The 22,495-nt window shown below is 68.9% G+C and carries 27 protein-coding genes; 17 read left to right on the top strand and 10 right to left on the bottom strand.

What is annotated here, in order from left to right; all coding sequences use genetic code 11:
- Window positions 1-1,124: 1,124 nt before the first annotated feature.
- The 6 genes from ACWD3I_RS25675 to ACWD3I_RS25650 form a co-directional block, all read right to left on the bottom strand.
- Window positions 1,125-2,861 (bottom strand): DUF2637 domain-containing protein, encoded by a 1,737-nt coding sequence (locus ACWD3I_RS25675; RefSeq protein WP_365394919.1) that lies wholly within the window; start codon window positions 2,859-2,861, stop codon window positions 1,125-1,127.
- Window positions 2,858-3,130 carry a hypothetical protein gene (locus ACWD3I_RS25670; protein WP_365394921.1) on the bottom strand — a complete coding sequence of 91 codons (273 nt, stop codon included), beginning with the start codon at window positions 3,128-3,130 and terminating at the stop codon, window positions 2,858-2,860. The genes ACWD3I_RS25675 and ACWD3I_RS25670 overlap by 4 nt, the downstream gene beginning before the upstream one ends.
- Window positions 3,131-3,279: 149 nt before the next feature.
- Window positions 3,280-3,489: a hypothetical protein gene (locus ACWD3I_RS25665; protein ID WP_365394922.1), complete on the bottom strand. Its 210-nt coding sequence runs from the start codon at window positions 3,487-3,489 to the stop codon at window positions 3,280-3,282.
- 48 nt (window positions 3,490-3,537) lie between these two features.
- The gene (locus tag ACWD3I_RS25660; RefSeq protein ID WP_365394924.1) at window positions 3,538-3,801 is read right to left on the bottom strand and encodes a WhiB family transcriptional regulator; all 264 of its coding nucleotides are present in this window, start codon (window positions 3,799-3,801) and stop codon (window positions 3,538-3,540) included.
- Window positions 3,802-3,950: 149 nt separating this feature from the next.
- The gene (locus tag ACWD3I_RS25655; RefSeq protein WP_365394926.1) at window positions 3,951-4,403 is read right to left on the bottom strand and encodes an ATP-binding protein; all 453 of its coding nucleotides are present in this window, start codon (window positions 4,401-4,403) and stop codon (window positions 3,951-3,953) included.
- Window positions 4,404-4,432: 29 nt separating this feature from the next.
- Window positions 4,433-4,555: a hypothetical protein gene (locus ACWD3I_RS25650; protein WP_365394928.1), complete on the bottom strand. Its 123-nt coding sequence runs from the start codon at window positions 4,553-4,555 to the stop codon at window positions 4,433-4,435.
- A 779-nt stretch (window positions 4,556-5,334) separates the two neighbouring features.
- On the opposite strand from ACWD3I_RS25650, the gene ACWD3I_RS25645 reads away from it, so the two are divergent.
- The 6 genes from ACWD3I_RS25645 to ACWD3I_RS25620 all read left to right on the top strand — a co-directional run bounded on the left by ACWD3I_RS25645 (window position 5,335) and on the right by ACWD3I_RS25620 (window position 10,051).
- Window positions 5,335-6,090, top strand: a complete 756-nt coding sequence (locus tag ACWD3I_RS25645) for a GntR family transcriptional regulator (protein ID WP_365394930.1) — start codon at window positions 5,335-5,337, stop codon at window positions 6,088-6,090.
- Window positions 6,091-6,403: 313 nt separating this feature from the next.
- A complete protein-coding gene (locus ACWD3I_RS25640) occupies window positions 6,404-7,555 on the top strand; it encodes an XRE family transcriptional regulator (RefSeq protein WP_365394932.1) in 1,152 nt (383 codons plus the stop codon).
- Window positions 7,556-7,576: 21 nt separating this feature from the next.
- Entirely contained in the window at window positions 7,577-8,143 is a 567-nt protein-coding gene (locus ACWD3I_RS25635; RefSeq protein ID WP_365394934.1) for an isochorismatase family cysteine hydrolase, read from the top strand.
- The gene (locus ACWD3I_RS25630; RefSeq protein ID WP_365394936.1) at window positions 8,140-9,069 is read left to right on the top strand and encodes an NAD(P)/FAD-dependent oxidoreductase; all 930 of its coding nucleotides are present in this window, start codon (window positions 8,140-8,142) and stop codon (window positions 9,067-9,069) included. The genes ACWD3I_RS25635 and ACWD3I_RS25630 overlap by 4 nt, the downstream gene beginning before the upstream one ends.
- A 343-nt stretch (window positions 9,070-9,412) precedes the next feature.
- Window positions 9,413-9,661, top strand: coding sequence for an antitoxin MazE7 (locus ACWD3I_RS25625; RefSeq protein ID WP_365394938.1), 249 nt, complete (start codon window positions 9,413-9,415; stop codon window positions 9,659-9,661).
- A 3-nt stretch (window positions 9,662-9,664) separates the two neighbouring features.
- Window positions 9,665-10,051 carry a toxin Doc gene (locus ACWD3I_RS25620; protein WP_365394940.1) on the top strand — a complete coding sequence of 129 codons (387 nt, stop codon included), beginning with the start codon at window positions 9,665-9,667 and terminating at the stop codon, window positions 10,049-10,051.
- A gap of 72 nt (window positions 10,052-10,123) precedes the next feature.
- Here the strand turns inward: ACWD3I_RS25620 and ACWD3I_RS25615 are convergent, their stop codons facing one another.
- The 3 genes from ACWD3I_RS25615 to ACWD3I_RS25605 all read right to left on the bottom strand — a co-directional run bounded on the left by ACWD3I_RS25615 (window position 10,124) and on the right by ACWD3I_RS25605 (window position 12,518).
- Window positions 10,124-10,540 carry a gamma-glutamylcyclotransferase family protein gene (locus ACWD3I_RS25615; RefSeq protein ID WP_365394942.1) on the bottom strand — a complete coding sequence of 139 codons (417 nt, stop codon included), beginning with the start codon at window positions 10,538-10,540 and terminating at the stop codon, window positions 10,124-10,126.
- A gap of 91 nt (window positions 10,541-10,631) precedes the next feature.
- Window positions 10,632-11,186, bottom strand: coding sequence for a GNAT family N-acetyltransferase (locus tag ACWD3I_RS25610; protein WP_365394944.1), 555 nt, complete (start codon window positions 11,184-11,186; stop codon window positions 10,632-10,634).
- 12 nt (window positions 11,187-11,198) lie between these two features.
- Window positions 11,199-12,518 (bottom strand): hypothetical protein, encoded by a 1,320-nt coding sequence (locus ACWD3I_RS25605; RefSeq protein WP_365394946.1) that lies wholly within the window; start codon window positions 12,516-12,518, stop codon window positions 11,199-11,201.
- Between the two features lie 235 nt (window positions 12,519-12,753).
- On the opposite strand from ACWD3I_RS25605, the gene ACWD3I_RS25600 reads away from it, so the two are divergent.
- From ACWD3I_RS25600 to ACWD3I_RS25575, 6 genes are all read left to right on the top strand, one after another.
- A complete protein-coding gene (locus ACWD3I_RS25600; protein WP_365394948.1) occupies window positions 12,754-13,335 on the top strand; it encodes a hypothetical protein in 582 nt (193 codons plus the stop codon).
- Window positions 13,335-13,814 (top strand): ATP-binding protein, encoded by a 480-nt coding sequence (locus tag ACWD3I_RS25595; RefSeq protein WP_365394950.1) that lies wholly within the window; start codon window positions 13,335-13,337, stop codon window positions 13,812-13,814. The genes ACWD3I_RS25600 and ACWD3I_RS25595 overlap by 1 nt, the downstream gene beginning before the upstream one ends.
- Window positions 13,811-14,161 (top strand): hypothetical protein, encoded by a 351-nt coding sequence (locus ACWD3I_RS25590; RefSeq protein ID WP_365394952.1) that lies wholly within the window; start codon window positions 13,811-13,813, stop codon window positions 14,159-14,161. The genes ACWD3I_RS25595 and ACWD3I_RS25590 overlap by 4 nt, the downstream gene beginning before the upstream one ends.
- Window positions 14,158-14,868 carry a hypothetical protein gene (locus ACWD3I_RS25585; RefSeq protein ID WP_365394954.1) on the top strand — a complete coding sequence of 237 codons (711 nt, stop codon included), beginning with the start codon at window positions 14,158-14,160 and terminating at the stop codon, window positions 14,866-14,868. Before ACWD3I_RS25590 ends, ACWD3I_RS25585 begins: the two co-directional genes overlap by 4 nt.
- Window positions 14,869-15,026: 158 nt before the next feature.
- Entirely contained in the window at window positions 15,027-15,626 is a 600-nt protein-coding gene (locus ACWD3I_RS25580) for an AAA family ATPase (protein WP_365394956.1), read from the top strand.
- Window positions 15,623-15,772, top strand: coding sequence for a hypothetical protein (locus tag ACWD3I_RS25575; RefSeq protein WP_365394958.1), 150 nt, complete (start codon window positions 15,623-15,625; stop codon window positions 15,770-15,772). Before ACWD3I_RS25580 ends, ACWD3I_RS25575 begins: the two co-directional genes overlap by 4 nt.
- 471 nt (window positions 15,773-16,243) lie before the next feature.
- On the opposite strand, the gene ACWD3I_RS25570 is transcribed toward ACWD3I_RS25575, so the two are convergent.
- A complete protein-coding gene (locus ACWD3I_RS25570; protein ID WP_365394960.1) occupies window positions 16,244-17,668 on the bottom strand; it encodes a Twin-arginine translocation pathway signal in 1,425 nt (474 codons plus the stop codon).
- Between the two features lie 303 nt (window positions 17,669-17,971).
- On the opposite strand from ACWD3I_RS25570, the gene ACWD3I_RS25565 reads away from it, so the two are divergent.
- The 5 genes from ACWD3I_RS25565 (at window position 17,972) to ACWD3I_RS25545 (ending at window position 22,473) form a co-directional block, all read left to right on the top strand.
- Window positions 17,972-18,139: a hypothetical protein gene (locus tag ACWD3I_RS25565; protein WP_365394962.1), complete on the top strand. Its 168-nt coding sequence runs from the start codon at window positions 17,972-17,974 to the stop codon at window positions 18,137-18,139.
- 91 nt (window positions 18,140-18,230) lie between these two features.
- Window positions 18,231-19,628: an aminotransferase family protein gene (locus tag ACWD3I_RS25560; RefSeq protein ID WP_365394964.1), complete on the top strand. Its 1,398-nt coding sequence runs from the start codon at window positions 18,231-18,233 to the stop codon at window positions 19,626-19,628.
- The gene (locus tag ACWD3I_RS25555) at window positions 19,625-20,368 is read left to right on the top strand and encodes a hypothetical protein (RefSeq protein ID WP_365394966.1); all 744 of its coding nucleotides are present in this window, start codon (window positions 19,625-19,627) and stop codon (window positions 20,366-20,368) included. The genes ACWD3I_RS25560 and ACWD3I_RS25555 overlap by 4 nt, the downstream gene beginning before the upstream one ends.
- Complete coding sequence (locus ACWD3I_RS25550) at window positions 20,365-21,597, top strand: hypothetical protein (RefSeq protein ID WP_365394968.1); 1,233 nt, start codon at window positions 20,365-20,367, stop codon at window positions 21,595-21,597. The genes ACWD3I_RS25555 and ACWD3I_RS25550 overlap by 4 nt, the downstream gene beginning before the upstream one ends.
- An 18-nt stretch (window positions 21,598-21,615) precedes the next feature.
- A complete protein-coding gene (locus tag ACWD3I_RS25545) occupies window positions 21,616-22,473 on the top strand; it encodes a TauD/TfdA family dioxygenase (protein ID WP_365394970.1) in 858 nt (285 codons plus the stop codon).
- Window positions 22,474-22,495: the final 22 nt, after the last annotated feature.

Below are 22,495 nucleotides of genomic sequence, written 5' to 3'. Positions count from 1 at the left end.
GAGTTCCCGGAGCCTGAGCCCGGGGTACCGCCTCCGGCATTCCGGCGGCGGGCCCTGTTCGCCCAGCCCCGGAGGGTCTGCCATGCGCGTCCCGACCGAGATCCTGCCGGGCCGTTCGAGGCACCGGGGCCGGCACCGCCGGACGCGCCGCCGGAGCCTCGTCGGGAACCGGACCCGGCGCCGGAAGTACCGCGGCCCGGGCCCCGGTTGGCGGACCCGGTGCCTCCGGGCGCGGACGGCTTGCCGTCCTTTCGGCGCCGTCCCGCTCCTCCCCCGCTGGCGGAGGACGGGCGACCGTTGAGGGAGGGGCCGCCCCCTGCACCGTTCCGGTTACCACGGCGGCCTCGCCCTCCGCGGCCGGTCGGGCCGCGGCCTCCACCGCGGCTGCCACCAAGGCCTCGGCCACCGGTGCGCCGGGTGTCGCCGCCCGCCGACCGGTTCGCCCCGCCGGCAGACGCCCGGCGTGCGGCGGATGCCGCGGTCCGTCGGCGACCGACCAGGCAGGCGGCGGCGACGGCGGTCCCGGCAAGGCCTGCAATAGCAAGCCCGGGCATGCCGACCGCCGTGTACAGGGCGCCCACCCCGATTCCGGTTACGTTCACGCCGTGGATGAGCAGCGGCACCGCGCGCGGGCGTCCACGGCGCTCAGAGCGGGGCTCGGAGGCCGGTTCAGCAGCCTCGTCCTGGGCCGTGTGGACGACGTATTCACCGCGCTCGGTGTCCGCGCTGTCGTTGGTGATGGGGATGGTTTCACGTTCAGCGGTGTCAGTGTCCGCCACGACGAGAATCCTCACTTTCAGTAGCGGAGAGGAGAGGCGAGGAGAAGCGAGGAGGCAGGCGCGCCCCCGGAAAACCCCCTCGTAGGGGCCTTCTGGGGGGTGTGAGCGGGGGTCTTCCGCTCACCTCACCTCGCCTCTCCTCGCCTCGCCGCTACTTTCCGTAGCAGGGGTCAGGGGCTGTTTTGGGTGTGCTCGAGAGGGTCGGCGGCGGTGTGGGACGCTCCGGCCGGGGCCTTGGGAGGCGAGCGCGGTCAGTCCGGGGACGGCCGGTCGGAGCAGCCCCGGGCGGGACGGCTCCGACCGGCTCGGATCAGGGCCTTCTGCACGGCAGCAAGGCCATTCCGCTTACGCGAGAGCGGGCAGGAGCTCCCTGGCCTGGGGGTCGCCGAGGATCCTCCGTGCCCGCTGGATCCGGTCCTGGGCCGTGCCGGTGGACACGTCGAGCTCGGTCTTCACCACCTCGACCTTGACCTCGTCCTCGCCACGGGCTCGGATCATCGACGCGACCCGCAAGGCCTGCCATTCAGGCACCGACAGCTTGGCGTAGGACAGAGCTTCAGACGCTCGGGCTTCGTATTCAGCGGCTCGGATTTTGCGTTCAGCCGCTTCCTCGGACGCCTTCGCCGTGCGGAGTTCCGACGCGGCGATCTCCTCCAGGGCGTGCTGGGCTTTGAGATCGGCGTTCAGCTGCTCGGCGTGTCGCTCAGCTGCTCGGGCGGCGCGTTCAGCACCTTCCTCTTCCGCTTTCAGGCGGGCGGTTTCGTGCTCGGCCGCCTGGCGCTCCTGCTCGGCGGTCGCCTCCTTGAGGTCGGCCGCCTCCTTCGCCGCGCGGAGCCGGTTTTCAACCTCGGCCCTGCGCTCCTCCTCACGAGCCGCGTTGAGCAGGCGCTGGTGCTCCACGGCCCACGCGGCCTGGTCCTTCTCCGTCTCGATCCGGGCCACGGCCTGGCGCCGCTCGGCCTCCTGGACCAACTCGGCCGTACGTGCGCGGGAGCGCTCCTGAACGAGGTCGATCTCGGCCTGACGCTCGACCTCGGCCAGCTGAAAGGCCGCCTCGGCCTTCTGAATCTCGGCGCGGGCCTCACGCTCGGCGGTGGCCTTCGCGATCTTCAGTTCGCCCTCCGCCTGGATCCGGCGGACCTCCGCCTGAATCTTCGCGTGGAGCGTCTGAACGTCAGCCTCGACCTTCTGAATCTCCGCCTCGGCCCGCTGAAAGGCCGCCGCGCCCAGACGCTGCTGCTCGCGCACTTCCTCCATGAGCGGCACGGCCAGGGCCTCATCGACTGAAAGCCCCACCTTGGCCAGCTGAAAAGGAGCGAGCTCCTCCTGAGTGGCCTTCCCACGCCACCACCGGGTCTGGTACTTCGAGGCGAGCCGCTGCGAGTAGACCATCCACTCCTGGTGGTGCGCGCGGGCCTGCTCGAAGTCGGTGACCTCGTCCCGCCGCATGAGCTTCCAGATCCGGAAGCTGGTGACCGGATTGACCAGCCACCGCGTGAGCCGGATCTTGCCCATGCGGCGTACGCCGTCGGCCTCGCCGATGTGCGCCGCGTACAGGTGGGCGGCGATCTCGGAGAACACGACCCACAACGCCGCCAGGGCAGCGTGCCCGATCTGGGCCGGGACGGTGTTGGCCGCCTCCCAGTTGAGGTAGATCGTGACGATGGTGCCGGCGCGCGGCACCCACTTGACCCACCACAGCTGTCGGCGCACCCGGATCAGCAGCAGGTTGACGATGCCGAAGGCGAGGATCGAGGAGTCGATGCCCACCGGGAGCATCCAGGGGTCCGTCCACTCCCAGCCGCCCTTGGACGCCGGCAGCGCGGCCTTGTTGTAGAGGGCCCCGAAGCTGGAGTAGAGGCCGATGGTGGCGACGCCGGTGCCGAGGAGGATGCCGAAGAACGCCAGAGCGATCTCCCACTTGGCGTACGTCTGCACCGGCTGCTGCGCCGGTGTGACTGCTGCCGGCGGCTGCTCGGGGACGTCGTGCTCGGCCGCGTGCTGGGCGGTCGAGGCTGGTGCGGCGGTGTGGGACGGCTGCGCGACGACCTCCGGCTCGAGGGTCTCGACGGGGGTACTCATGTGCGGGTCTCCGGGACGTCGTCGGGCAGGGGAGGTCGGTAGGGGTCGAGAGCGAAGCCCACGCACATCCGGACGGCGCCGAAGACGGCGAGGCCGACGGCCAGATGCGTGAAGGTTTCTCCAAGACCGTTTTCGAAGAGGTCGAACAGGGCGAGTGCCGCCGCGGCGAGCGCGATGAGCGTGGCGATAAGCGGTGCGAGCGAACCGCGCGGGGGGTAGGTCTCGGGCGTCGACTTGCTCAGGTCGGGAGAGGCGGCGGCGCTACTCACTGGGCGCCTCCGCTGATACGGTTGAGCATGCGATTCGCTCCTTCGCAGCGGTCGCGTACAAGAACAAGAAGAGGCCCCCGGCATGGGGCCTCTTTCTTTTGTGTGGGCGCCGTCAGCGGCGCGGACGAGCGGTCGGACAGGCCGTCTGCCTATCCGTCGCGGTGCTCCCGCAGGTAGCCGGCGAGCAGAATCTGGGCGGTGGCCCGGCTGGCCAGCGCGTTCTCTGCATCCCAGGACCCCTTGTGCTGCGGGAGGTGCACGGTGAGCAGGTGGTAGGCATCGGCGACCAGGTCGTCGGGCTTCGCGTCGATGTGGCGCAGGGGCGACGTCAGCCGGGCGAGGCCGGCGAGGAGCTTCATCCGGGTGTTCCTCCGGGGTTGATGGACTGAGGAGAAGGAGAGATGCCGTCAGGCGGTGGCCAGCCGGGCCCGGTTGCGGGCGGCACGGCGCTTCATCGCACGGCGCTCGTCCTCGCTGAGCCCACCCCAGACACCCGAGTCCTGCCCGGTGTTGAGGGCCCACTGCAGGCACTCCTCCCGCACGGGGCAGCGGCCGTTGCAGACGGCCTTGGCCTCTTCGATCTGGAGGAGTGCCGGGCCCATGGTGCCGATGGGGAAGAAGAGCTCAGGGTCCTCGTCCTTGCACGCGGCCTGGAACCGGAAATCGTTCAAGGGAAGTGCCTCTCGTTCGTTGGTGAAGTCAGTTCAGGGAGGCCCCGGTTGGTTCTCCCACGGTGCTGGGCAAGGGGCGGGGGTCAGTGATCCCTACCGTTGGCTGCGGTTGACCTGCTCCCTCCCGCCCCTTGCAGAAGCGGACAGGACTACGGGAGGGGGATGGTGCAGAGGACCCGCTTGCTGAAGGGCGTGGGCTCGACGGCGATGTCCATGCCGAGGAGTTCGAGCATGGCCAGGCCCCGGCCCGAGTCAACTTCCGCGTTGTCCGGGGGAACGTCGGACGGCGACGGCAGCCGTGAGGGCTCGGGGTCGGTGATAGCGACGACGACGCCCTCGTTGCCCACGTGGACGTCCGCGATGACCGGGACGCCCTCGCCGCAGGCACGCACGGCGTTGCCGACGAGCTCGGAGGCAGCCAGTACGGCGATCTCGGCGACGCCAGGGTTGATGCCGGCGGACGTGAGGAACGCGCCGATACGGGCCCGCAGTTCACTCAGGGTGGCCTGGCTGGGGATCAAGTGGCCGAGCAGCACGCCGTCGTGCTCTCGCAGGTACATCGCGGCGAGCCGATCCGGATCGGCAGGGCTCTCGTGGACCATGGTTCCGGCTCCGCAGGAGGCCTCGCCCGTCACCGGCATCCTCCGCTCTTGCCGGCCTGCACACGGCGCAGTGCCTCTTCGATGGTCGGGTCGCGCGGCTGGTCCTCGCCCTGTGCGGCGGTGATCTGCGCGGATGCCATGATGGGGGTCACGGTCGTGGTCCTCTCTCACGATGGATGTACGACCGACAGCGGCCCCGGGAGGCACCCCGGGGCCGTCGCCGTTTTCGGCCTGGATGGGTCTGACGGTCTGTCTGTGTCACGAGTGGCCGCGGCCGTCGGCGCTCGTCGCGGTGACGGGCGTCGGCGGCCGCGGTTACTGGTAACCGAGTGGCTGCGCGTTTCCAGCGCGCGTTGATCTCAGTGGATGCGGACCGCTCGCGCCCGGGGAGATCAGTCCCAGGCGGTCTTCGCAGCGAATGTCTGCCGCACCTTCTCTGAAGCCGGTTGCGCGATACGTCGTGGGCTTGCGCCCCTTCTCGGCCGGCTGGTCTCCACTCGCCTCGGCCGGTGTGGTCACGGCCTTCGTCAGCGGTGGATCGCTCTGTGGAGTTGTTGTGCGGGACCGGCCATTTCCGGAGTTGCTTCACATCGAGGCGGTTCCGGTGGGCGGTGCATCGAGGGCCTGGGCGAGGTGCCCGGTGGTGCGTGCGGCCCAGGAGGCGAGGGGCTTCTGGCCGGTCCCTGGCCGTCACGTCCGGGTCCGGACGGAGTCCGGCGCGGTCGTGAGGACTAGGGAGAGCCAGGGCGTCGTCGGCGGGGCAGCCCGTCGGCGACAGACCCAGTGAATCAAATCAAGCTATATAGATCAAGAGGCAAACTAGCTTGCATTGCCTTCGGGCTGGCTAGACTGCCCCTAAAAGGCGGGGACGCCGGGCTCGGGCTGCGGCCCCCGTACGATCAGGTCGCCAAGGAGAAGCCAGGGGAGACAGATGACTGAGGCGCCGGGCGGCCTGCCCAAGTACCTGACCGTTGCGACCAACCTCGCTCGGTTGATCGAGGCAGGGCACTACCCCGCCGGCGCGCGGCTCCCTGCTGAACCGGACCTCGCCAAGGAGCTCGACGTCTCGATCGTGACCCTCCGCAAGGGCCTCGACGTCCTGAAGGCGAACGGCATGATCGACAGCCGGAAAGGCTCCGGCAACTACGTACGCGGGCAGAAGCCGATCAGACGCGTCGCGACCCGACGGCAATCCCTCGGGGCGCAGCCGGAGCGGCCGACCGTCCTTGAGTCCGACGACACACAGGTCCTGGACACCGACACCCTGACCTTCACGCTGGACGCCAGCGTGCCGCCGGGTATCGCTCGGGTGCTGGGGCTCGACGAAGGCGGCCGATCGTTTCTTCGCACCGTCCGCTACCTGTCGGCCGGCCGGCCGGTGAAACTCGTTCGGACCTACGTTCCGCGCGAACTGGTCGAGGAGTCGCCGCTCGTGCACGCCGAGAGCGCGCACGAGAGCATCCACGTTGCGCTGTCCGCGGTTGGGCACGCGCCGGTTGACGGCCATGAGGAGGTCAGCAGCCGGATGCCGAACACCGAAGAGGCCGCGCAGCTGTCCATCCTCCCGACTCGCGCCGTGCTCGCCGCATACCGCACCCTCTACGACGCGGCAGGACAGGTGGTCGTGGTCGAGGAGACGGTCATGGACTCCGCGTCGTACGTATTGGACTACGCCGTCTCGCCCTGAATCGCGAAGGACGTGTGGAATCCGCGCCCGCGGGCCAGCTACGCACGCCGACTCCGGGCGTGAGAGGCGGCGGGCTCCGTCGCCGTCGTGTGTCGTCGGGCAGGTGCCGGGTGCTGTCTCGTGCTGTGCACAGGGGCGCAGGCGGCAGGTCGTCACGTCGCCCCTCCGTCGCGGTGATCTAGGTCATGCGGAATGTCTCAATCAGCATCTAGATCGCGGCGGTTGCGCGAGAGGTCGCCGCGTGGGCTCGGTGTGGGCGCCGTGTGGGCGTGAGGCCGTAATCTGCAGTCTGCGCTGGCAGAGGGAGTGTCAAATGGCAGCCGTGGTGCAGTGGACGGGCCGGGAAGCGGCTCTCTTGGGTGAGGCCCATCGTCTGTCGATCCGTGCGTACGCGCAGATACTCGGTGTGGATCCGAAGACGGTTTCCAGGTGGCGGAAGCTTGGAAGCGACACCGAGGTCGTGCCGGAGACGGCGGAGATCCTGGATCGCTTTAAGGAGACATGCCCGCCAGCGGTGTTGGAGGTCTTCTACGCGTCGCTGAACAACGGCGTGGCCGGGGAGACGGGTTCGGCACCGGCGCTTGGGCCGGCGACCGTGGTCAGCCACAAGTTCTTGCCGGTGTACATCGGGGACGCCGTCTCTCAGATCAGCGGCGATCCGCGCGAGCACGGGCCGGCGCGACTCAGCCACCGTGCGAGGCCGGCACTCCACCCGGATGCCGAGGCCACGTCCCGGTTGCACCTCTACGACTGCGGTGTAGCGATCTTCCACCTGGTGCAGCGCCGGACCGTGGAAACTCTGGGCGACTTGGCGGTCTGGCGGTATCGCTCATACCTCGAAGACCTGGAATGGGCCGACAAGCGCATCCACGCTCTCCTGGCGGAAGTAGCCGACCAGAGCTGGGAGTTGAAGCCGCCGGCCTACGTCCTGTCGGCCTATCTGCTGGAGGATTCGTCGTGGCAGGGGGCGAATCTGGAAACGGCGATGCAGCTGCTGACCACCCCGTCAGTCCTGGTCGACCGCCAGCGGCCCAAGGACACGGTGCGCCTGGGCGACGACGTGGAGCAGGCTCTGTTCTCCCAGGGTTTCGAGCACTCCGACGTCGTGGGCTTCAGCAGCCAGGCCATCGCCGTCGGCTTCGCCGGCTGGTCGGGGGTCGCCTATCACCCGCTCTCCCCGGAGCGGGCCCTGTCCATGGACGCGATCGTCGCCCTGGAGCTGGACGTCCAGGCCCTGTGGTGCCTGAGCTCGTACGTCTTGGACGAGATCGAGGAGGGGCGTGACCCGGTCATGCCGAAGGATTACGGGTGGCGGTTCCTGCGAGGCGCCCTCACCCGGCTGACCGCGGCCCGACCGCAGGAGACGGCCCAGCATCAGCTCATGCGTGAGGCCGTTCTCACCACCAGCCAGCTGCCGGACCGGCTTCGTACCGCGCAAGAAGTCCTGCGTGACAGCGACATCTGATCTTCGAATCCAGGAGGCCCAGTGAACTCCCGTAGGCCCGTGCTCGTGGTCATCGACGTGCAGGCCGGCTTCATCAACGAGCACAGTCGAGGAGTCGTCCCCTCCGTCGTCCGCCTAGTCGAGGCGTGGGTCGGGCTCGGTCAGCCGCTGGTCTTCACCCGCTTCTTCAATCCACCGGATTCCCCTTTCGAGCACATCACGAACTGGACCGGGCTTCGGGACCCGGAGGAGCAGCGCATCGTCGACGAGCTCGCCCCGTTCACGGCGGCCGCGGCCGCCGTCATCGACAAGCCCGGCTACAGCGCCTTCACCGACGAGTTCACCGCCCTGGTCAAGAAGGCCGGCTGGACGGACATCGTGCTCGCCGGACTCGACACCGACGCCTGCGTCTACGGCACGGCAATCGCCGCGTACCACGCCAGCATCCGTCCCTGGATCATCACCGATGCCTGTGCCTCAGGCGGCGGACCCGAATACCACGACGCCGCCCTGCTGCTCGCAGGCCGGAACATCAGCCGAAGGCACCTCCTGACGACCAAGTCGCTGCTGTCGGGCGAAGGCGGCCCCCTGCAAGGAGGGCACGCATGAGCGTCGCCAGCACTACCGACCTGCTCGTCGTCGGCGGCGGCCCCGCCGGCGTCTCGGCCGCACTGACCGCAGCAAGTCTCGGAATGCGCACCACCCTGGTCGAAGCCGACCGGATCGGCTCCAAGCTCTACGCGATCGGCGCGCTGGACAACCTCGCCGGCGGCTGGACGAACGGCCCGCAACTGGCCAAGGCGCTCGCGACCGATGTGGAACGCCTCGCAGCCGCCGGCACCTGCACGGCCATTCACGGACGAGCAGTCTCGGTCGGCGCCGACGAAGAAGGGGCGCATGTCGTGCTGGAAGACGGACGCGACCTCCGTGCTACAGCCGTCGTAGTCGCGACCGGAGTATCGGCCCTTGGACTCCACGACGTCGAATGGGTCGAAGCCTCTGGCCTTTCCTCACCACAGCCACTCTGGCGCACCATGCCTGAGGCGCTACAGGAGTGCGGTCACATCGTGGTGGTGGGCGCGGACCGGCCGCTCGGCACATGGCTACGCGCTCACTCGGAAGCCGACGTGTCCCTCCACGTCCTTCACCCCGAGAGCGATCGATACAAGACCGACGAGCTGGCCGGTGACCCCCGTGTCCATCTCGAAAGGACGAAACATGCACTGATCGTGCCGATTCCAGGAGGTGTTCGGGTTACAACTCAGCGACCCGAGGGAGGAGTCCATACCTTCGCCGCCGACGTGCTGCTCATGAACGCCGGCTCGAAGCCCGCCGCCCTTACAGGCCTGGCGACCGACGCGGACGGTTACTGCCCCGTGGACGCCCAAGATCGGCGGGTCCTGATCGCCGGGGACCTGAAGAGCAGCAGAATGCAGCGCATTGCTATCGCAATGGGTGACGGACAGCGCTGTGCCCTCATTCCGTACTACGAGAGGGTTTTACTGCCCACTGGGGCGGCGGCAGATTCGTTGTAGGTTCTCAAATCCCGTGTCATTTTCTCAGCCGCCGTGTCATCTGGATGGCATTTATGACATCTCCGTGAGACAGCGCAGGTCAGAGACCCGCCGCTTCCGGCGGACCCGCCCGCAGCGGCGAGGAAACGACACGGAGCTGAGAATCTAGGGGACGACACGGCGTGAGACGCCCGCCAAACCAGCAGTTCAGAGACCCGGCAGATGACACGGGCCGCGAGAACCTACATTCGTAAGGCCAGCGCTCGCGGGGGAATGCAGCCCCGGTTCGACGAAAAGATGCAGGCCAGCGCCCCTTGCCCCAGAGAGTAGTCAGCCGAGTATGCCGTACGGCATACTCGGAGTCATGGCAGATACGAGCGTCAAGATCGATACGAGCACGCGGGACACACTCCAGTCCTTGGCCTCGGCTGAAGGGCTGACCGTCAAGGCCTACCTGGCCAAGGTGGCCGGCGAGAAAGAGCAGGAACGGGCTCTGGCTACGGCCACTGCCGTCTTCCGACGCGCAATCGCCGAGCCCGGCATCATGGAGGCCTTCGATGCCGAGTTCGGCGGACTCCCGTCAGTCGCCCACGGCACCTCCCAGGCGGCCTGACCGGTGCCTGAGCTCTTTGTCGACTATCGGTGGTTCCTTGAACGCCAGGAAGAGATCCTGCGGCGTGACCTCACCGTGAATGATCTCTCCATCCTGGTGGGGATGGCTCAACGCCACCGTGTGAACACGCCGCGGCTGGACCAGGCGGACCCAGACGCATTTTGGCGGGCCGCCACCTTCCTTGAGGAGATTGTGCTCCTCCGGCCGTTGCCCGCTCGCAACGAGGTCTTCGCGTACGGCGTGGCCATCGCCTATCTGGAAGCCTCAGGCGAGCAGGTAGATCAGAAGTTCGAACTGTGGCGCGACCTGATCAACGACATCCGCGCCCTGCGACTCGACTCGTTCACTATCGCCGAGCAGCTGCGCTCCTTGCGTCTCCCAGCAGTCTGATCATCTCCGGGCGGCGCCCGCAACCGACCGGAGATTGAACCGACAGTGCCGTACTTCGCTGGGGCTACGTCCCTACTTCCCCTTAGGCTTTCCCGCGGCCAGCCTAGGGGCGAGCCGAGTGCAGCGTTCGACGTAGGCCGACAGGTGCCGGGCCTCGAACGCCCCGGAGTCCCAGTCTTCCGAGCAGACGTCGTGCCCCGGCCAGATGTACGCCCACCCTTTTGCTCCGGTGGACAAGGTCACTTCGCGCAGGTCGTACTTCTCGTCTTCGAACGCGTCGAGAATGCGCCACTCTGCGTTCCTCAGGTCGGTAAGAACCACACCGGATGCCGAGCCCCCGATTGCAGAGACGACGAGCCCGGGGTAGACCCGATCCACGAGCGCGGCGGCTCGGTATCCGGGCGCGGCTGCCGGGACCTGCTCGGGTATCCGTCCCAACAGGGCCTTGAGGACGGCATCGAACTGGAGAGTGCCGTAGCAGAACAGCACGTTGGGGCCTTGCGAGAGTCGGTCCCGGCGACCAGAGGTCTCCGGGACCGCGGCGGGCCGGGATATTGCTTGAGTCATGGGTGTTCCGGTTTCAGCGTGAGGGCAGGTACATCGCGTCGTAGACGGGCGACTCTGGGGCGTGCTTGATCTGTCCCAGAATCGTGTACCCCCACCGCAGGTATGCATCGTGGGCGGGCTGATTGTCGACGATGCAGGTAAGGGCCGTGACGGTCTCGGAGCGACCCGCAATGACCGTGTCGTGGATCAGGCGGCCGAGCCCCTTGTTCTGCAGCTCGGGGAGCACCATCAGTTCCCGCAGCCAGAACACGCCGCCTCCGGCCGCCGTTTCGACAAGGTCGGCTGGCCGACGGTCGCCCAGTGAAGTCCACCATGGCTTGTCCGCGGGCAGGGTCGCTCCGTGCACATACCCGACGATCCGGCCGTCCTGGTGGGCGGTGACGGTCTCGAACCCTTCGGTGTCGTACGCGGCCTCCAATCGTTCCTGGAAGGAGTCGGCGGAGAAGAACGGGTCACCGGTGTACGGCGGTACTCCGTACACCTTGGCGTAGACGTCGACCAGTTCGGAAGTGATGGCCTTCGCCGACTGAGCGGTGTGCCGCTGGAACTCCGGGTCCACGGTGTGCATCTCCTTTGCTGATCACGCGACGTGAGCGCGGATCTGTTCGAGTAGGTCCCCCACTCCGCGGGCGCGTTGATGGGGGAGCATTCCGTTGTGAACGATCTTCAACTGTGCGGCCGTCCGTGTGGAAGACATGCCGTGCTCGACGAGCCGGAGAGCTTCCATCGCGGCGGTCAGGCCGTGGTCGACGTCGCCGTTCGCGACCGCTGCAACCGACAGCCGGCCCAGGCACATCCCCCGGTTTCTGGAGTGGGCGACATCCTGTAGGGCTTCGGATCGAGCCAACAGCTTCTGCGCGCGATCCGTCTGGCCGAGATCGAGACGGCACATGCCCTCAAGGCACGTCAGCTCCGCGAGATTGAGGAACAAGGCCCAATCCGGGTCCCGTTCGTCCTCGCCGCTCTCCCACTCCTGCCAGGCCCGTTTGATGGCGGCCTCCGCGTTGAAGACGTCTCCGAGACGCGCGTACCCCTGAGCCTCCCGGATTGCCAGGAGGGCTATCACCCGGCGGGGCGCGTTCCACAGCTCTGCGTGCCGCTGCCCGAGCTTGGCGAAGCGGACGGCTTCGCGCCCCTTGTTCACGTCGATGGCCTGTCGAGCCATGTTGCTCAAAGTGCGGCTGGCCAGCACGTCGTCGCCGGTGTAGTTGGCCGCGTTCAGCGCTTCGGAGAAGTGCTGCCGTGCCTGCTCCTGCAGGCCGGCGTCGTAGCAGAACCACCCGAGCGAGGTAGTGAGCTTGCCCGCCAGCGCGTGAAGCTGTTGGCCCAAGGGCTCGTCGTAGGTGCCCCGGTCGATCATGTGGTGCGTCCAGAGCAGGTGCGCCCGGGTCGGCCGCCATAGCCGGTTCGCGCCGAACTGTTGGTCGATCGCGTAGTTGTCGTCGGCTGCGGCTGACAGGAACGCCACCTCCTCCGGGACGATCCGCCACTCACTGGATCGGCTGGTGCCGGCGGTGGTCTCGGCCAGCCATGGAGGAGGCACCTCATCGGAGAGGGGTCCTGCGCCCACGGCGACCATCATGGGGCCGGAGGCGGGTTCCTGGGTGATCAGTGGAACGGGTGTGAGGACCACCGGACCGCTGTCGGCCTTGGCCGATGGTCGCAGTCCTAGCTCCTCGACGGGCCGCCGCCAGTAGGCGGCTAGCACTGCGCGGCTGTCCGGGTGCGGCCACGGTGGCGGGTTCTTGGTCTCCCACTTCGAGAGCTGACGGACAGTGAATGTGGGGAGCCCGCTGATTCGGCCCTCGGCGTGGAGGCGTGCGGCAAGGTCGGTGAGTTCCTTGACCATCGCCTCTTGCGTGCGGTTCGCGCTGATGCGTAACCGCTTGAGTTCACGCACATCCACCGCCCCCTTGCCGTCCGGTTTCGCCTCACGGTAGCGACTTCGGTGGCGGTACGTGAGGGTTCGTCAACGGAAGGCCCTGGTCAGGCATAAAGGGCGACTGAAAGGGCGGGTAAAGGGCGGGTAGGAGACGGGCAGAGTTCCGGCGAAAAGACCTGTTCACCGATCGGCGTCTTCGCTGCACTGAGTTACGCCGCACACACCGCGTGTGCCATCGACGCCGGGAGGGCTCATGCAAACCCGCGAGATCGCCGAGCACGAGATCGTGTCCGCGTGGCTCTCCGCGGCAACGAGCCACCCGGAGGCAGCCACCGCACTGTGGCACGAGAACCCCCACCTGCCACGGCGCCTCAGGGGCGGCATGACCTTCGACATCGTGTTGGCCGATCGGTCCTTGATCCACGCGGCGTACCGGCTCCTCAACCAGTACGAGCAGCCGCTGGGGCCCGCCGTGGTCTTCACCAACTTGCGCTCCGCGGCCGTGCTGGTACCGCGCGGCACCGGGGCGTGCTGGTACAGCCTCATGGCGGCATCACAGTGGCCCGACCGGCTCCCCCGACCAGCCTGCCTCGGCGAAGGGCACGCGATCCTCGTACCCGCGCTCGCTCCGCGGCCGACGTCGGGAATCGTGCGTTGGCTGGTGCCCCCCGACGGCGAGCAGTCCGTCGGCGGTACACCACTGCTCACCAGTCCCGCCCCGCTTGCACGCTGCCTCTCCGAGGCGGGCGTTCTCCTCGCGTCGCCGGAGCGAACCCCCCTTAGCAGGGCTGTGTCAGCAGTGAGGTCGGTCCTGCCATCCCCCAAGAGGACGTGATGACGACGACAGCCGTACGACCGTCCCGCGCGGTCCCCCGCCGCGACCAAGACGTGATGAACCTGTGGGTCGACATCGCCCCCCGTCCCGCTGACGGCACGGCCGGAAGGGCAAGTGCGCACTACGTGGGCGTCCTGCGCCGCATCGCCGCCGCCCAAGTCCGGTACGCCGGTCTTGGCGCGCTGACCGATGAGGTGATGCTCCTCGTCTCCGAGCTGGTGACCAACGCGGTCCTGCACAGCGGAACCCGGAAGATCGGCCTGGAGATGGCCGTGAAGGACGGCTTCCTGAACATCGCCGTCATCGACGGCATGCCAGGCGTCGCGACGCCCAAGGAGGCCGACGAGGATGAGGAGTCGGGGCGGGGCCTCGCCTTGGTGCAGATGGTGGTGAAGGAGCGCGGCGGGAACTGGGGAACCAGGGACGCCGGCGCGACGACCTGGTGTCGCCTCGCCGTGCCAGAGGGGGCGGAAGAATGACCGCCGCCGCCCTCTCCCTCGGCTGGGCCCATCCCGTGCGTGCGGCCATGCCGCCGTTCACCGAGACCGGACCGAAATGGGCCCTGGAGAAGATGCAGTGCTGGGCCTCCTACGTCGAGGGTTCCTTACTCGACGACATCGCAGCCGTGCTCGACCTCTACTCGCCCACCGAGAACGAGATCGACGAGCACGTAGCCGGCCTCGTCGCGCAGGGACGCGCAATCCGATCCGAGGAAGTACCCAGCGATCACCGCCGGGCCGTCGGGCACGTCCGAAAGATGGCGTGGACGCTCAACGAACTCCTCGAGCTGCTGGTGGCCAACCAGTGCCCTACGGAGGAGCCGTGACCTTCCCGTCCCTCAGACTCGCGTACAACCCGCGAGCCATCGAGCCGACAGATAAGGCCCTCTCCCTGGTCCCGTACATCACACAGAGGGCAGGGGAGGACGCAGCCCGAGACAACCTCATCCTCATCCGGCGCCCGGCCGGCCTGCGGCTGTACTACGCGGACGAGGACCCGCGGGACCGTGACCCTCGCGGCGCCCTGTGGGCCCGGTGCGGCTGGAACCCCGTAGATGCCCAGGGCCGGATCACTGGTGAGCCGCAGTGGAAGCTGATGCACCCCCACCGGCAGATGGTGTGCATGCAGACGATGCTCTGTCAGGTCTGCACACGGCCCGCACGCACGCCGCTCGGGTATATCTTCCTCTCCGGTCCACGGGACCAAGATCCAACCCAGACGAGCATTCTCACGAATCAGCCGCCCGTGTGCCGCAAGCACGCCCGTGCCGCCGCGAGTCTATGCCCGCATCTAGAGGACAACCCCATGGTGTTCCTGGCCAGGAGCGCACCCCTTCACGGCGTTCACGGCACCGTGTACGGGCGGGACGGACGGGGCGGCGTGAAGGTCGTCGCGCAGCCAGACGCACCGCTGCCCTACAGTCACCCGAACATCGGAACGTTTCTGGCCTCGCAGCTCGTTCGCCGCCTCCAGTCGTTCCGCGTCGTCGGCCTGCTCGAACTACTCGAGGACCTGGCCACGCCCGCCGCCTAGACCCTCTGCCCGGCCGCCGCACGACGTTGGCTCTGCGGCCATCGGGCAGGCAGCAGCCCACGCCCCTCCCACTGTGGCATCTGGGACCAGTTGGTCGCCGCGGCCGTGCCGCCCGGCCTGCCCAGCGCCCCCGAACCAGAAAAGGACCCCACCCTGTGGTGACTTCCTCCTCCCAGCCCCTTCGGATCGCCATGCTCGGCACCCACTCAACGGGCAAGACGACGCTCCTGAAGCGCATAGAGATGGAGCTCCGCGGCCGCGGCATCAACGTGGTGCGCACCGGGCAGCTCGGCAAGCGCGCCGCCGCGGCCGGCCTGCCCAAGATGCAGCACCACACCGTCCAGTCCACCGAGCGGATCATCGCCCAGGGCATTCTTGACGAGACCAACGCCGCCACTCAAGGCGCCGACGTCGTCCTCATCAACCATGCCGCCCACAACGCCATCGCCTATTTCGAGGCCGCGATGGCGTTCCGGGCCGAGACCCCGCCCCGGCTCGAACGTGATCGGCTGCTGACCCTCGCCTCCACGCAGCTCCCCAAGTACGACCTGCTGTTCACGACCGTGCTCGACGAAAGCGTGCCCGTCGACACCAGCCACGACTACGACGCCGCCTTCCGGCGCCTCGTCGACGACCGCGTGCACCGTCTCCTGGCCAACGACGTGATCCCCCACCAGCGGGTGACCAGCGACCCCGCCAGCCAGGACCACGCCGTAGACGTCGCCGTCCAGCGCTGCCTGAAGGAGGCACTCGTATGACGCCCACGCCGCGCGCCGGCAGCATCGCCGTCGCCGGAAAGACCGTCTCCCTCCTCGGTTTCGACACCATGCGCCTGACCGGCTCCGGCACGCGGGGCACCCCGGACGACTGCACGCACACTGAAAGAACTGGCGGTCGCCGGTGATCAGTGTCTCGCTGCTCGGCCCGGTAGGAGCCGTCATCGACCTCCACGGCATGGTGATGCTTCCCGTGGGCGGCGTGCACGACGGGCAAACACCGGAGGAAGGCGACTACCGGGTGCTTGCCGCCCCTCCGGCGGGCTGCAGTTCCTGCGCCCGTCGCAGAGCAGAGAACGGGGTTCGACCGGCTGTATGCGCCTCTGCATATGCGTGGGCGCATGGAACCCGGTCGCGCTCTGCTGCACGCTCCGTTTCTCGGACGCCGCTCGGACGTGTTGAGGATTCCGGAGTTCAGCATGGCCGTGAGTGAGTGCTTTTCATGCCTCCCCATCCCACCCTCGGCACGTCCGAGCAGCAGCCGCGGCGGATGTCGGTCTCGTGTGATCGCACTGGGGAGATCCGGTTCACTGGTGCTCGCGAGGCAAGCCATCATCAGGGGCATCGTTCCAGCCGGAGCCCAGGTTGCTGAACAGCACTCAGGCGCTCTCTGCGATGCCATGAGCGTTGATGACGGGCTTCAGCGTTCGTACCCGCTCGTGAAGGTCCGTGACGCCGGCGGCCGTTACCGACGCGAGCGCCCCGTCAAGTTGTTCCAACCGGGCGCGGGCAGTGGAACGCAGTCGCGCGATCGGGACCTGCTGCAGCACGTCCAACGCTCGCTGTGCCGCGTCGGAAGGACGGTTGGGCGCCTCGGCCTGGGCGAGAGTCAACGAGGCCGCGGTCCAGGACGGCGTCCCTGTGACGCACGCGTCCAAGGAGGCTTCCGCGGCAACGACTGCCTGGTCCCCACGGCCGAGTACGCGGTAGGCCTCGGCCTCGTGGAGGCGGTGTTCGGCTTCGTCGTAGCCGAAACGGCCGGAGGCGTATCCCACCGGATCGTCCTCAAGCGCGCGGGTCGCGTCGGCCAGGGCCCGCTCGGCGTCCTGCACCTGGCCGCGAGCAGCCAGGGTAGGCAGCTCGGCCCACCCGTGCAGCTGAGCTCGCGGCAGGCCTCCAGGAACGCACGCAAGTCCACGTTCGGCATGCTCCAGAGAGACGGTGAGCTGGCCCGACGCGCGGGCCACCATGGCGAGCGCCCCACACGCCCAGGCCACCAGTCGGGTATCACCTCGGCGTTCACCGAGGGAGACGGCGGTCGCCAAGTGGACACGCGCGCCCGTGTGGTCCGCCACGTGATGAGCCAGATTGCCCAGCAGGGCACTCAGCCAGCCGACGCTGCGGCGCAGGTCGGCGGCGACCGCCTCGTCGGTGCGTTCGGAGGCAAGCGCCTGGGTGAGCAGCCCCCGGGTGCGGTGGACCTCGTCGAACAACGTGGCGGGCGGGTGCTTGCTGTAGCCGAGAGCGTAGAACTCAATCGCGGCGTCGGCGGCGTCCACCACGGTGCGGCTGCCGACGGGGTCGACCAGCAAGGCGAGGCTGAGGGATTCACGGACGGCCGGAAGGCCGGCGGCTGTGGTCATACTGCACCCTTCCCATGCGCGGGTATCGCACGCCTCAACGGCAACGGCACTGTATCGGCCGGGCGCCTCGTCCGAGCCGAACCGCCACCGATCCAGGCCGAGCTGGACGGCGCTGGCCCGATACACCACGCACAGGGCCTCCGCGTACTCGTCGCTGGGCCACCTGACCCCTCCGTGTTCCCACCGGCACAACATCGCCTGGGTCATTCCCGGTGGCCGCAAGCCACGGGAGAGGTAGAGCTCGCCTACCTGGGTGATGGTCTCGGCGCGGGACCAGCCCAGAGCGAGGCGCCACGCCTCGAGTCGGCTCACTTCCGGGAGCTCCTCAGTGATCGCGCAGGCGGTGCTGTGCGCGGCTTGCCCGGTGGAAAGACAGTGCTCGCGAATCTGAGCGGCCTTCTTTCGGATGACCTCACGCCGCGAGCGACTGATCGTGATCATGCGCGCACCCCCCGTAATAGGAACTGCTGTCCAGCACGGTATCCGAGGCGTGCGCGGGGAGGCAGAGAGGCCGCTCAGCCACGTGCCGGCATTGCCACTTGGCGGCAATTCGGCGACGTCACACCGGCAATGACGGTGCGTCGTCCGACGGTGACGATGGATCTGAACCCCGCGACCGTGCCGTCTGGCCCTGCCGCTCGGGGTCAGCGGTCGTACACGGGCCGGATCTCCAGGCACTCCCGTTCGCATCGGAACCGCATCTGTGTACCCCGAACCAGCGATCGGAATCGGAAGAGGAGCCCGATGACGAGACACCTCCAGCTCGCCTGGGCCGGACTCGCCACAGTGCTGCGAAGGTCACGGCCCGCCGGGCGACGTAGCCCGGCCGTGCGCGGCGTCCTGGTCGACGGCGTCGACCTGGCCGGCAAGACCACGTTGCTGTGGGACGCAGGCACAGCCGCCTGTTGGTGATCGACAGCAGCGACCGCTCTCCCGCCGCAATGGCCAAGGAGATCGCCGATCAACTACTCAGTCCGTGCCCCGAGTCGGGGCCCGAGCAGCCGTGAACCGCACACAGCCGGTCGTGCTCCAGCAGGCCGGCACCGTCTCCGAGAGAGTGACGACGATCATGAACGAGGCAGCTGCTGTACGGGAAGCGGATCTCCACCACCTCTGGCACCCCTGGAGCCCACTCGACGCCGGCCAGGAGCGGCTTGTGCTCACGGACGGGTACGGGTGCCAGGTGCGCGACACCCGCGGCCGTACGTTCCTCGACTTGCGGGCCGGCACGCTGAACGCGACCGTCGGCTACAGCCACCCCGACGTCGTCCAGGCCCTGCACGAGCAGGCCGGCCGCCTGATGACCTGGGACCTGGCCGAGGTCACGACGCCGCCGGCGGCATGGCTGGCTCGACGGATCGCGTCACTGTTGCCCCCGCCGCTTGGGCGCACCTTGTTCTGCAACTCCGGATCCGAGGCGACCGAGGCGGCACTCAAGATCGCCCGCATGTGGCACCGCATCGAAGGGTGCGCGGAGCGGAAGATCGTGCTGTCGTACGCCGACGGCTACCACGGGGCAACGGCTGCGGCTATCGCCGCCACGGCGTCGGAATTCCGCCGTGAAGGCAGCGGGCCTCTCCCCAGCGGCTACGCCCACCTCGTTACGCCGCGCTGCTCAGCGTGTGCGTCCGCGGTGGGGCACGCGGCCTGCCAGGTGCCCGGCACTGCGGAATGGGAGGAGCAGATCCTGACCGTCGGTCCGGAGAACATCGCCGCCGTCCTGGTCGAGCCGGTGCTCAGCGTCGGAGGCGTGATCGTGCCGCCGCCCGGCCGGTTACGCGACCTGCGGGCGCTGTGCGACCGGTACGGCATGCTCCTCATCGTCGACGAGGTCGCCACCGGCTTCGGCCGGACCGGGAAGCTCTTCGGCTTCGAGCACGACCTCGACGGCCAGGCCGCTCCCGACATCGTCACCACGTCCAAGGGGCTCACGGGCGGGTACGCGCCTCTGGCGGCTGTGACCGTGCGCGAGGACATCTACTCCGGCTTCGCCCGCGATCCGCTGCTCGGAGGGCTGCGCCACGGGCACACGACCGGCGGGCATGCGACCGCTTGTGCCGCCGCCCTCGCCGTCCTGGACGTGATCGAGAGGGACTGCCTCGTCGCAGCTGCTGCCGAGCGAGGTACTCAACTGCTCACCTCGCTTCAGGCGTTGTCCGAGTACGCCGGTGTCCGGGGCGTGCGTGGCCGCGGCCTGATGATCGGTGTGGAGATGGCCTCCATCGAGTTGGCAGCGCAGGTCGCGCGGGCCGCGCAGGACGACGGAGTGCTGGTGCGCAGTTTCGGCCCCGTGCTCACCGTCGCCCCGCCGCTGACGATCAGCGCGGATGAGGCCCGGATGGGTGCGGAGGTTCTCACCGAGGCGGTCCGGGCCACGACCACCGCGGTGGTGGCATCTTGAGCGCCGAGCGGGACACGGTCGTCCTTCCCCTGGCCGGCGTCGGCGCGCGGCTTGGGCTGCCCACGTCGAAGGAACTGTTGCCGATCGGCGAAGGGCGTGTGGCGCTCGATGCCACCCTCGACCTTCTCGCACCGCTTGCCTCCCGGATCCGCCTGGTGGCGGTCATCGGGGAGGGACGCGAGCCGACCGTCCGCCATCTCCGCTCCCGCTGCCTGGTGCTGGGCCTGCCGCTCGTCCTCGCCTTCCAGGACCCGAGCCTGCCTGAGTCGACCGGCGCCGTGCTGAGCGCCGAGGCGTGGTTCGGCCCGGCGACCCTGGTCCTACTACCCGACCAGGTCCTTGACGTGCCGAAGCCGACCGCGGTCGGCGACGTTCTCGACCTCATCCATGCCGGTCACCCCTCGGCGTTCCTTGCCGCCCGTGAGTCCGATGCCGAGCGGCTCGCCGTCGACGGTGCCCTCCTCCTGGACGACACCGTCGACGGCCCCCGGGTCATCGCATTCGCCGACAAACCCGGCCTGCCGGCGGCCGAAGCGTTCAACGCCGTCTGGTTCGGCTACGCCGTCGCCCGCGCCGCTGCCACGGCCTTCGTTTCCGCCCTGCACCACGCCACATTGCACCGTCCGAACCCCCCGGACACGCTCACCGCCTTGTTGGGGGCTCCCGTCGTCGAGGTCGGTCCATTCCGTGACCTGGGCACCTGGCCCGCGGTCACCGCCTACTGGAAGGCAGCCCCGTGAGCCGCCACATCGTTATCCTCAGCGGCCCCTACCGCGTCGACGACCGGCTCGGCGGGATCGGACTGCGGCTGTGGGAGATCGCCCAGGTCCTCGCCGACTCCGGCCACCGCGTCACCATCACCGCACCACACTCGTCCGAGTTCACCCACCCCGGAGTGCGGATCGTCACCGGCGGGAAGAGCGAGGTCCTCGACGCCTGCGACGTCCTGTTCACCACGGACCTGCCCGACACGCGCCTGCTGCTGAAGGCCTACGAGCAGGGCACGTTGATCGTGGCCGAGAACGCGCCCCCTATCGAGCACCTCCACTTCGACGCCCTCGCCGGCGACGACGCCCAGCGCCTGTACGAGGACACGGTCGCCCGCTGGCGCCTGCAACTGATGCTCGCCGACCACCTCCTGGTCCGCTCCGAGGCCGAACGCGCCTCCACCCTCGGCGCGCTGGTCGCCACCGGCCGCATGTCCGCCGCCCACCACCACACCGACCCGGGCCTGTCGCACCTGGTCAGCCTCGTACCGATCGGCTACAACCGGCATTCCCTCGCTGCCGCCGTGGTGGCGCCGACGCTTGAGTCCGGGGCTTGTGACCTGCTGTGGAACGGCGGCGTGTGGGACTACTGCCACCCTTTGCCCGTCCTGGACGCGCTCGCCCACCCCCAGGGCGACGCCCTGACACTGCGGCTGTTGTACGCGCCGAACGCGACACGGCGGACCGCGCTCCAGGAGCGAGCCGACGAACTCGGCGTCGCCGAGCAGGTGTTCTGGCCGACCGCGGCTATCGCGCACCGCGATCGGGGCGGCTGGCTGAAGGCGGCACGCGCGCTAGTCATCACCGGGGAGCGCACCGCGGAGAACATGACCTGCCACCGGCTGCGGCTGCGGGACGCCGCGCTGTACCGGTTGCCCGTCGTCACTGACGGCTACGGCGCCACCGGGCACCTCGTCCGCGCCCTCGGCATCGGCCCCGTGGTCGACCCGGCCGACACCGCGGCGCTCGCCGCCGCCCTGCGCCAGACCACCGCCGACGGCCCCGCCCGCACGCAGTACCTCACCGCCCTGGCCGCCGTCCAGGACCGCTTCACTCTCGAACACCACCTCACCGCACTGCTGGAGCTCCTGGACGCCGGCCGCCCGGCGCCCGACCGCAGCCACAGCGCGCACCGCAGCGCAATCCAGGACCTGCTCACCCAGCACCCGGCCCTGCGCGAGCAACCCCCCGCCGTCATCTGAGACTTCCGGAGGCACGCCATGCCCACCCCGTTGATCGACACCCCCGTGGCTGCGACCACCGAGCTGCCCGACTTCAGCACCGTGCCCCACGCACCGGTCGAGGCCGGCAGCTGGTCAATTCCGAACGCGGGCATACGCCGCCGTATCGCGGCCGAATACCGGCAGCGGGGCTACGCGATCGTGCACGTCCCCGGCTCCACCCCCTCCCACGACGACCTGGCCGCCCTGGCCGACGCCCTCGGCCTGGGCCAGCCGTTCACCCCGCTGCTGTACGCCGACAGCGCCCACACCTTGGGCGGGGTCAGCCGCCTGACCGCCGTACCCGATGCCGCGCATCCCTTCCAGGACACCGCCGGGCAGAACGTCCACTGCGACGGCACCCTCCAGCTGCTCGGCGAGATCCCCACCACGGTCATGATGTGCGCCGCCGAAGCCGCCGACGGCGGGCTGTCGTACCTGGTCAACCTCGTCGACGCCTACGCCGAACTGCGCCGCCTCGACGCCGAGGCAGCCGCCCAACTCGCCCACGCCGAATCGCTGGTGCGCACCTCGACCTTCGTCGACGGCCAGTTCGTGGCCGCGCCGGCGTTCGCCGAGGAACAGTCCGGCAGGTGGATCACCCGGTACAGCCGCACGGCCACCGACACCTACCGATCCCTTCCCGGCCAGCAGGCCGCGCTCGATCGGGCGCTGGCCATCATGGACGCCGCCGCGATGCCGGGCAGCTCCTACCGCGTCTCCTTCACCCTCCGCGCCGGGCAGGCACTGGTCCTGGCCAACGACCGGCTCGGGCACGGGCGCACCGCCTACCGCGACGACCCCGCCCGCCCGCGGCTGCTGCTGCGCGGCCTGTTCACCCTCCGGCCGCTCGTATGACCAGCCTCCTCGCCTGTTCCCG

This window comes from Streptomyces sp. NPDC002817 (assembly GCF_053592055.1).
The sequence above is the reverse complement of the archived record's forward strand: the minus strand, read 5'-3'. Positions and strand labels throughout refer to the sequence as shown.

Coding starts and splice junctions, on each gene's coding strand:
- ACWD3I_RS25675 (WP_365394919.1), bottom strand. CDS start 2,861: ATGAGTACCCCCGTCGAGACCCTCGAGCCGGAGGTCGTCGCGCAGCCG.
- ACWD3I_RS25665 (WP_365394922.1), bottom strand. CDS start 3,489: ATGAAGCTCCTCGCCGGCCTCGCCCGGCTGACGTCGCCCCTGCGCCAC.
- ACWD3I_RS25655 (WP_365394926.1), bottom strand. CDS start 4,403: ATGGTCCACGAGAGCCCTGCCGATCCGGATCGGCTCGCCGCGATGTAC.
- ACWD3I_RS25645 (WP_365394930.1), top strand. CDS start 5,335: ATGACTGAGGCGCCGGGCGGCCTGCCCAAGTACCTGACCGTTGCGACC.
- ACWD3I_RS25640 (WP_365394932.1), top strand. CDS start 6,404: ATGGCAGCCGTGGTGCAGTGGACGGGCCGGGAAGCGGCTCTCTTGGGT.
- ACWD3I_RS25630 (WP_365394936.1), top strand. CDS start 8,140: ATGAGCGTCGCCAGCACTACCGACCTGCTCGTCGTCGGCGGCGGCCCC.
- ACWD3I_RS25625 (WP_365394938.1), top strand. CDS start 9,413: ATGGCAGATACGAGCGTCAAGATCGATACGAGCACGCGGGACACACTC.
- ACWD3I_RS25610 (WP_365394944.1), bottom strand. CDS start 11,186: ATGCACACCGTGGACCCGGAGTTCCAGCGGCACACCGCTCAGTCGGCG.
- ACWD3I_RS25600 (WP_365394948.1), top strand. CDS start 12,754: ATGCAAACCCGCGAGATCGCCGAGCACGAGATCGTGTCCGCGTGGCTC.
- ACWD3I_RS25595 (WP_365394950.1), top strand. CDS start 13,335: ATGACGACGACAGCCGTACGACCGTCCCGCGCGGTCCCCCGCCGCGAC.
- ACWD3I_RS25590 (WP_365394952.1), top strand. CDS start 13,811: ATGACCGCCGCCGCCCTCTCCCTCGGCTGGGCCCATCCCGTGCGTGCG.
- ACWD3I_RS25575 (WP_365394958.1), top strand. CDS start 15,623: ATGACGCCCACGCCGCGCGCCGGCAGCATCGCCGTCGCCGGAAAGACC.
- ACWD3I_RS25570 (WP_365394960.1), bottom strand. CDS start 17,668: ATGATCACGATCAGTCGCTCGCGGCGTGAGGTCATCCGAAAGAAGGCC.
- ACWD3I_RS25565 (WP_365394962.1), top strand. CDS start 17,972: ATGACGAGACACCTCCAGCTCGCCTGGGCCGGACTCGCCACAGTGCTG.
- ACWD3I_RS25545 (WP_365394970.1), top strand. CDS start 21,616: ATGCCCACCCCGTTGATCGACACCCCCGTGGCTGCGACCACCGAGCTG.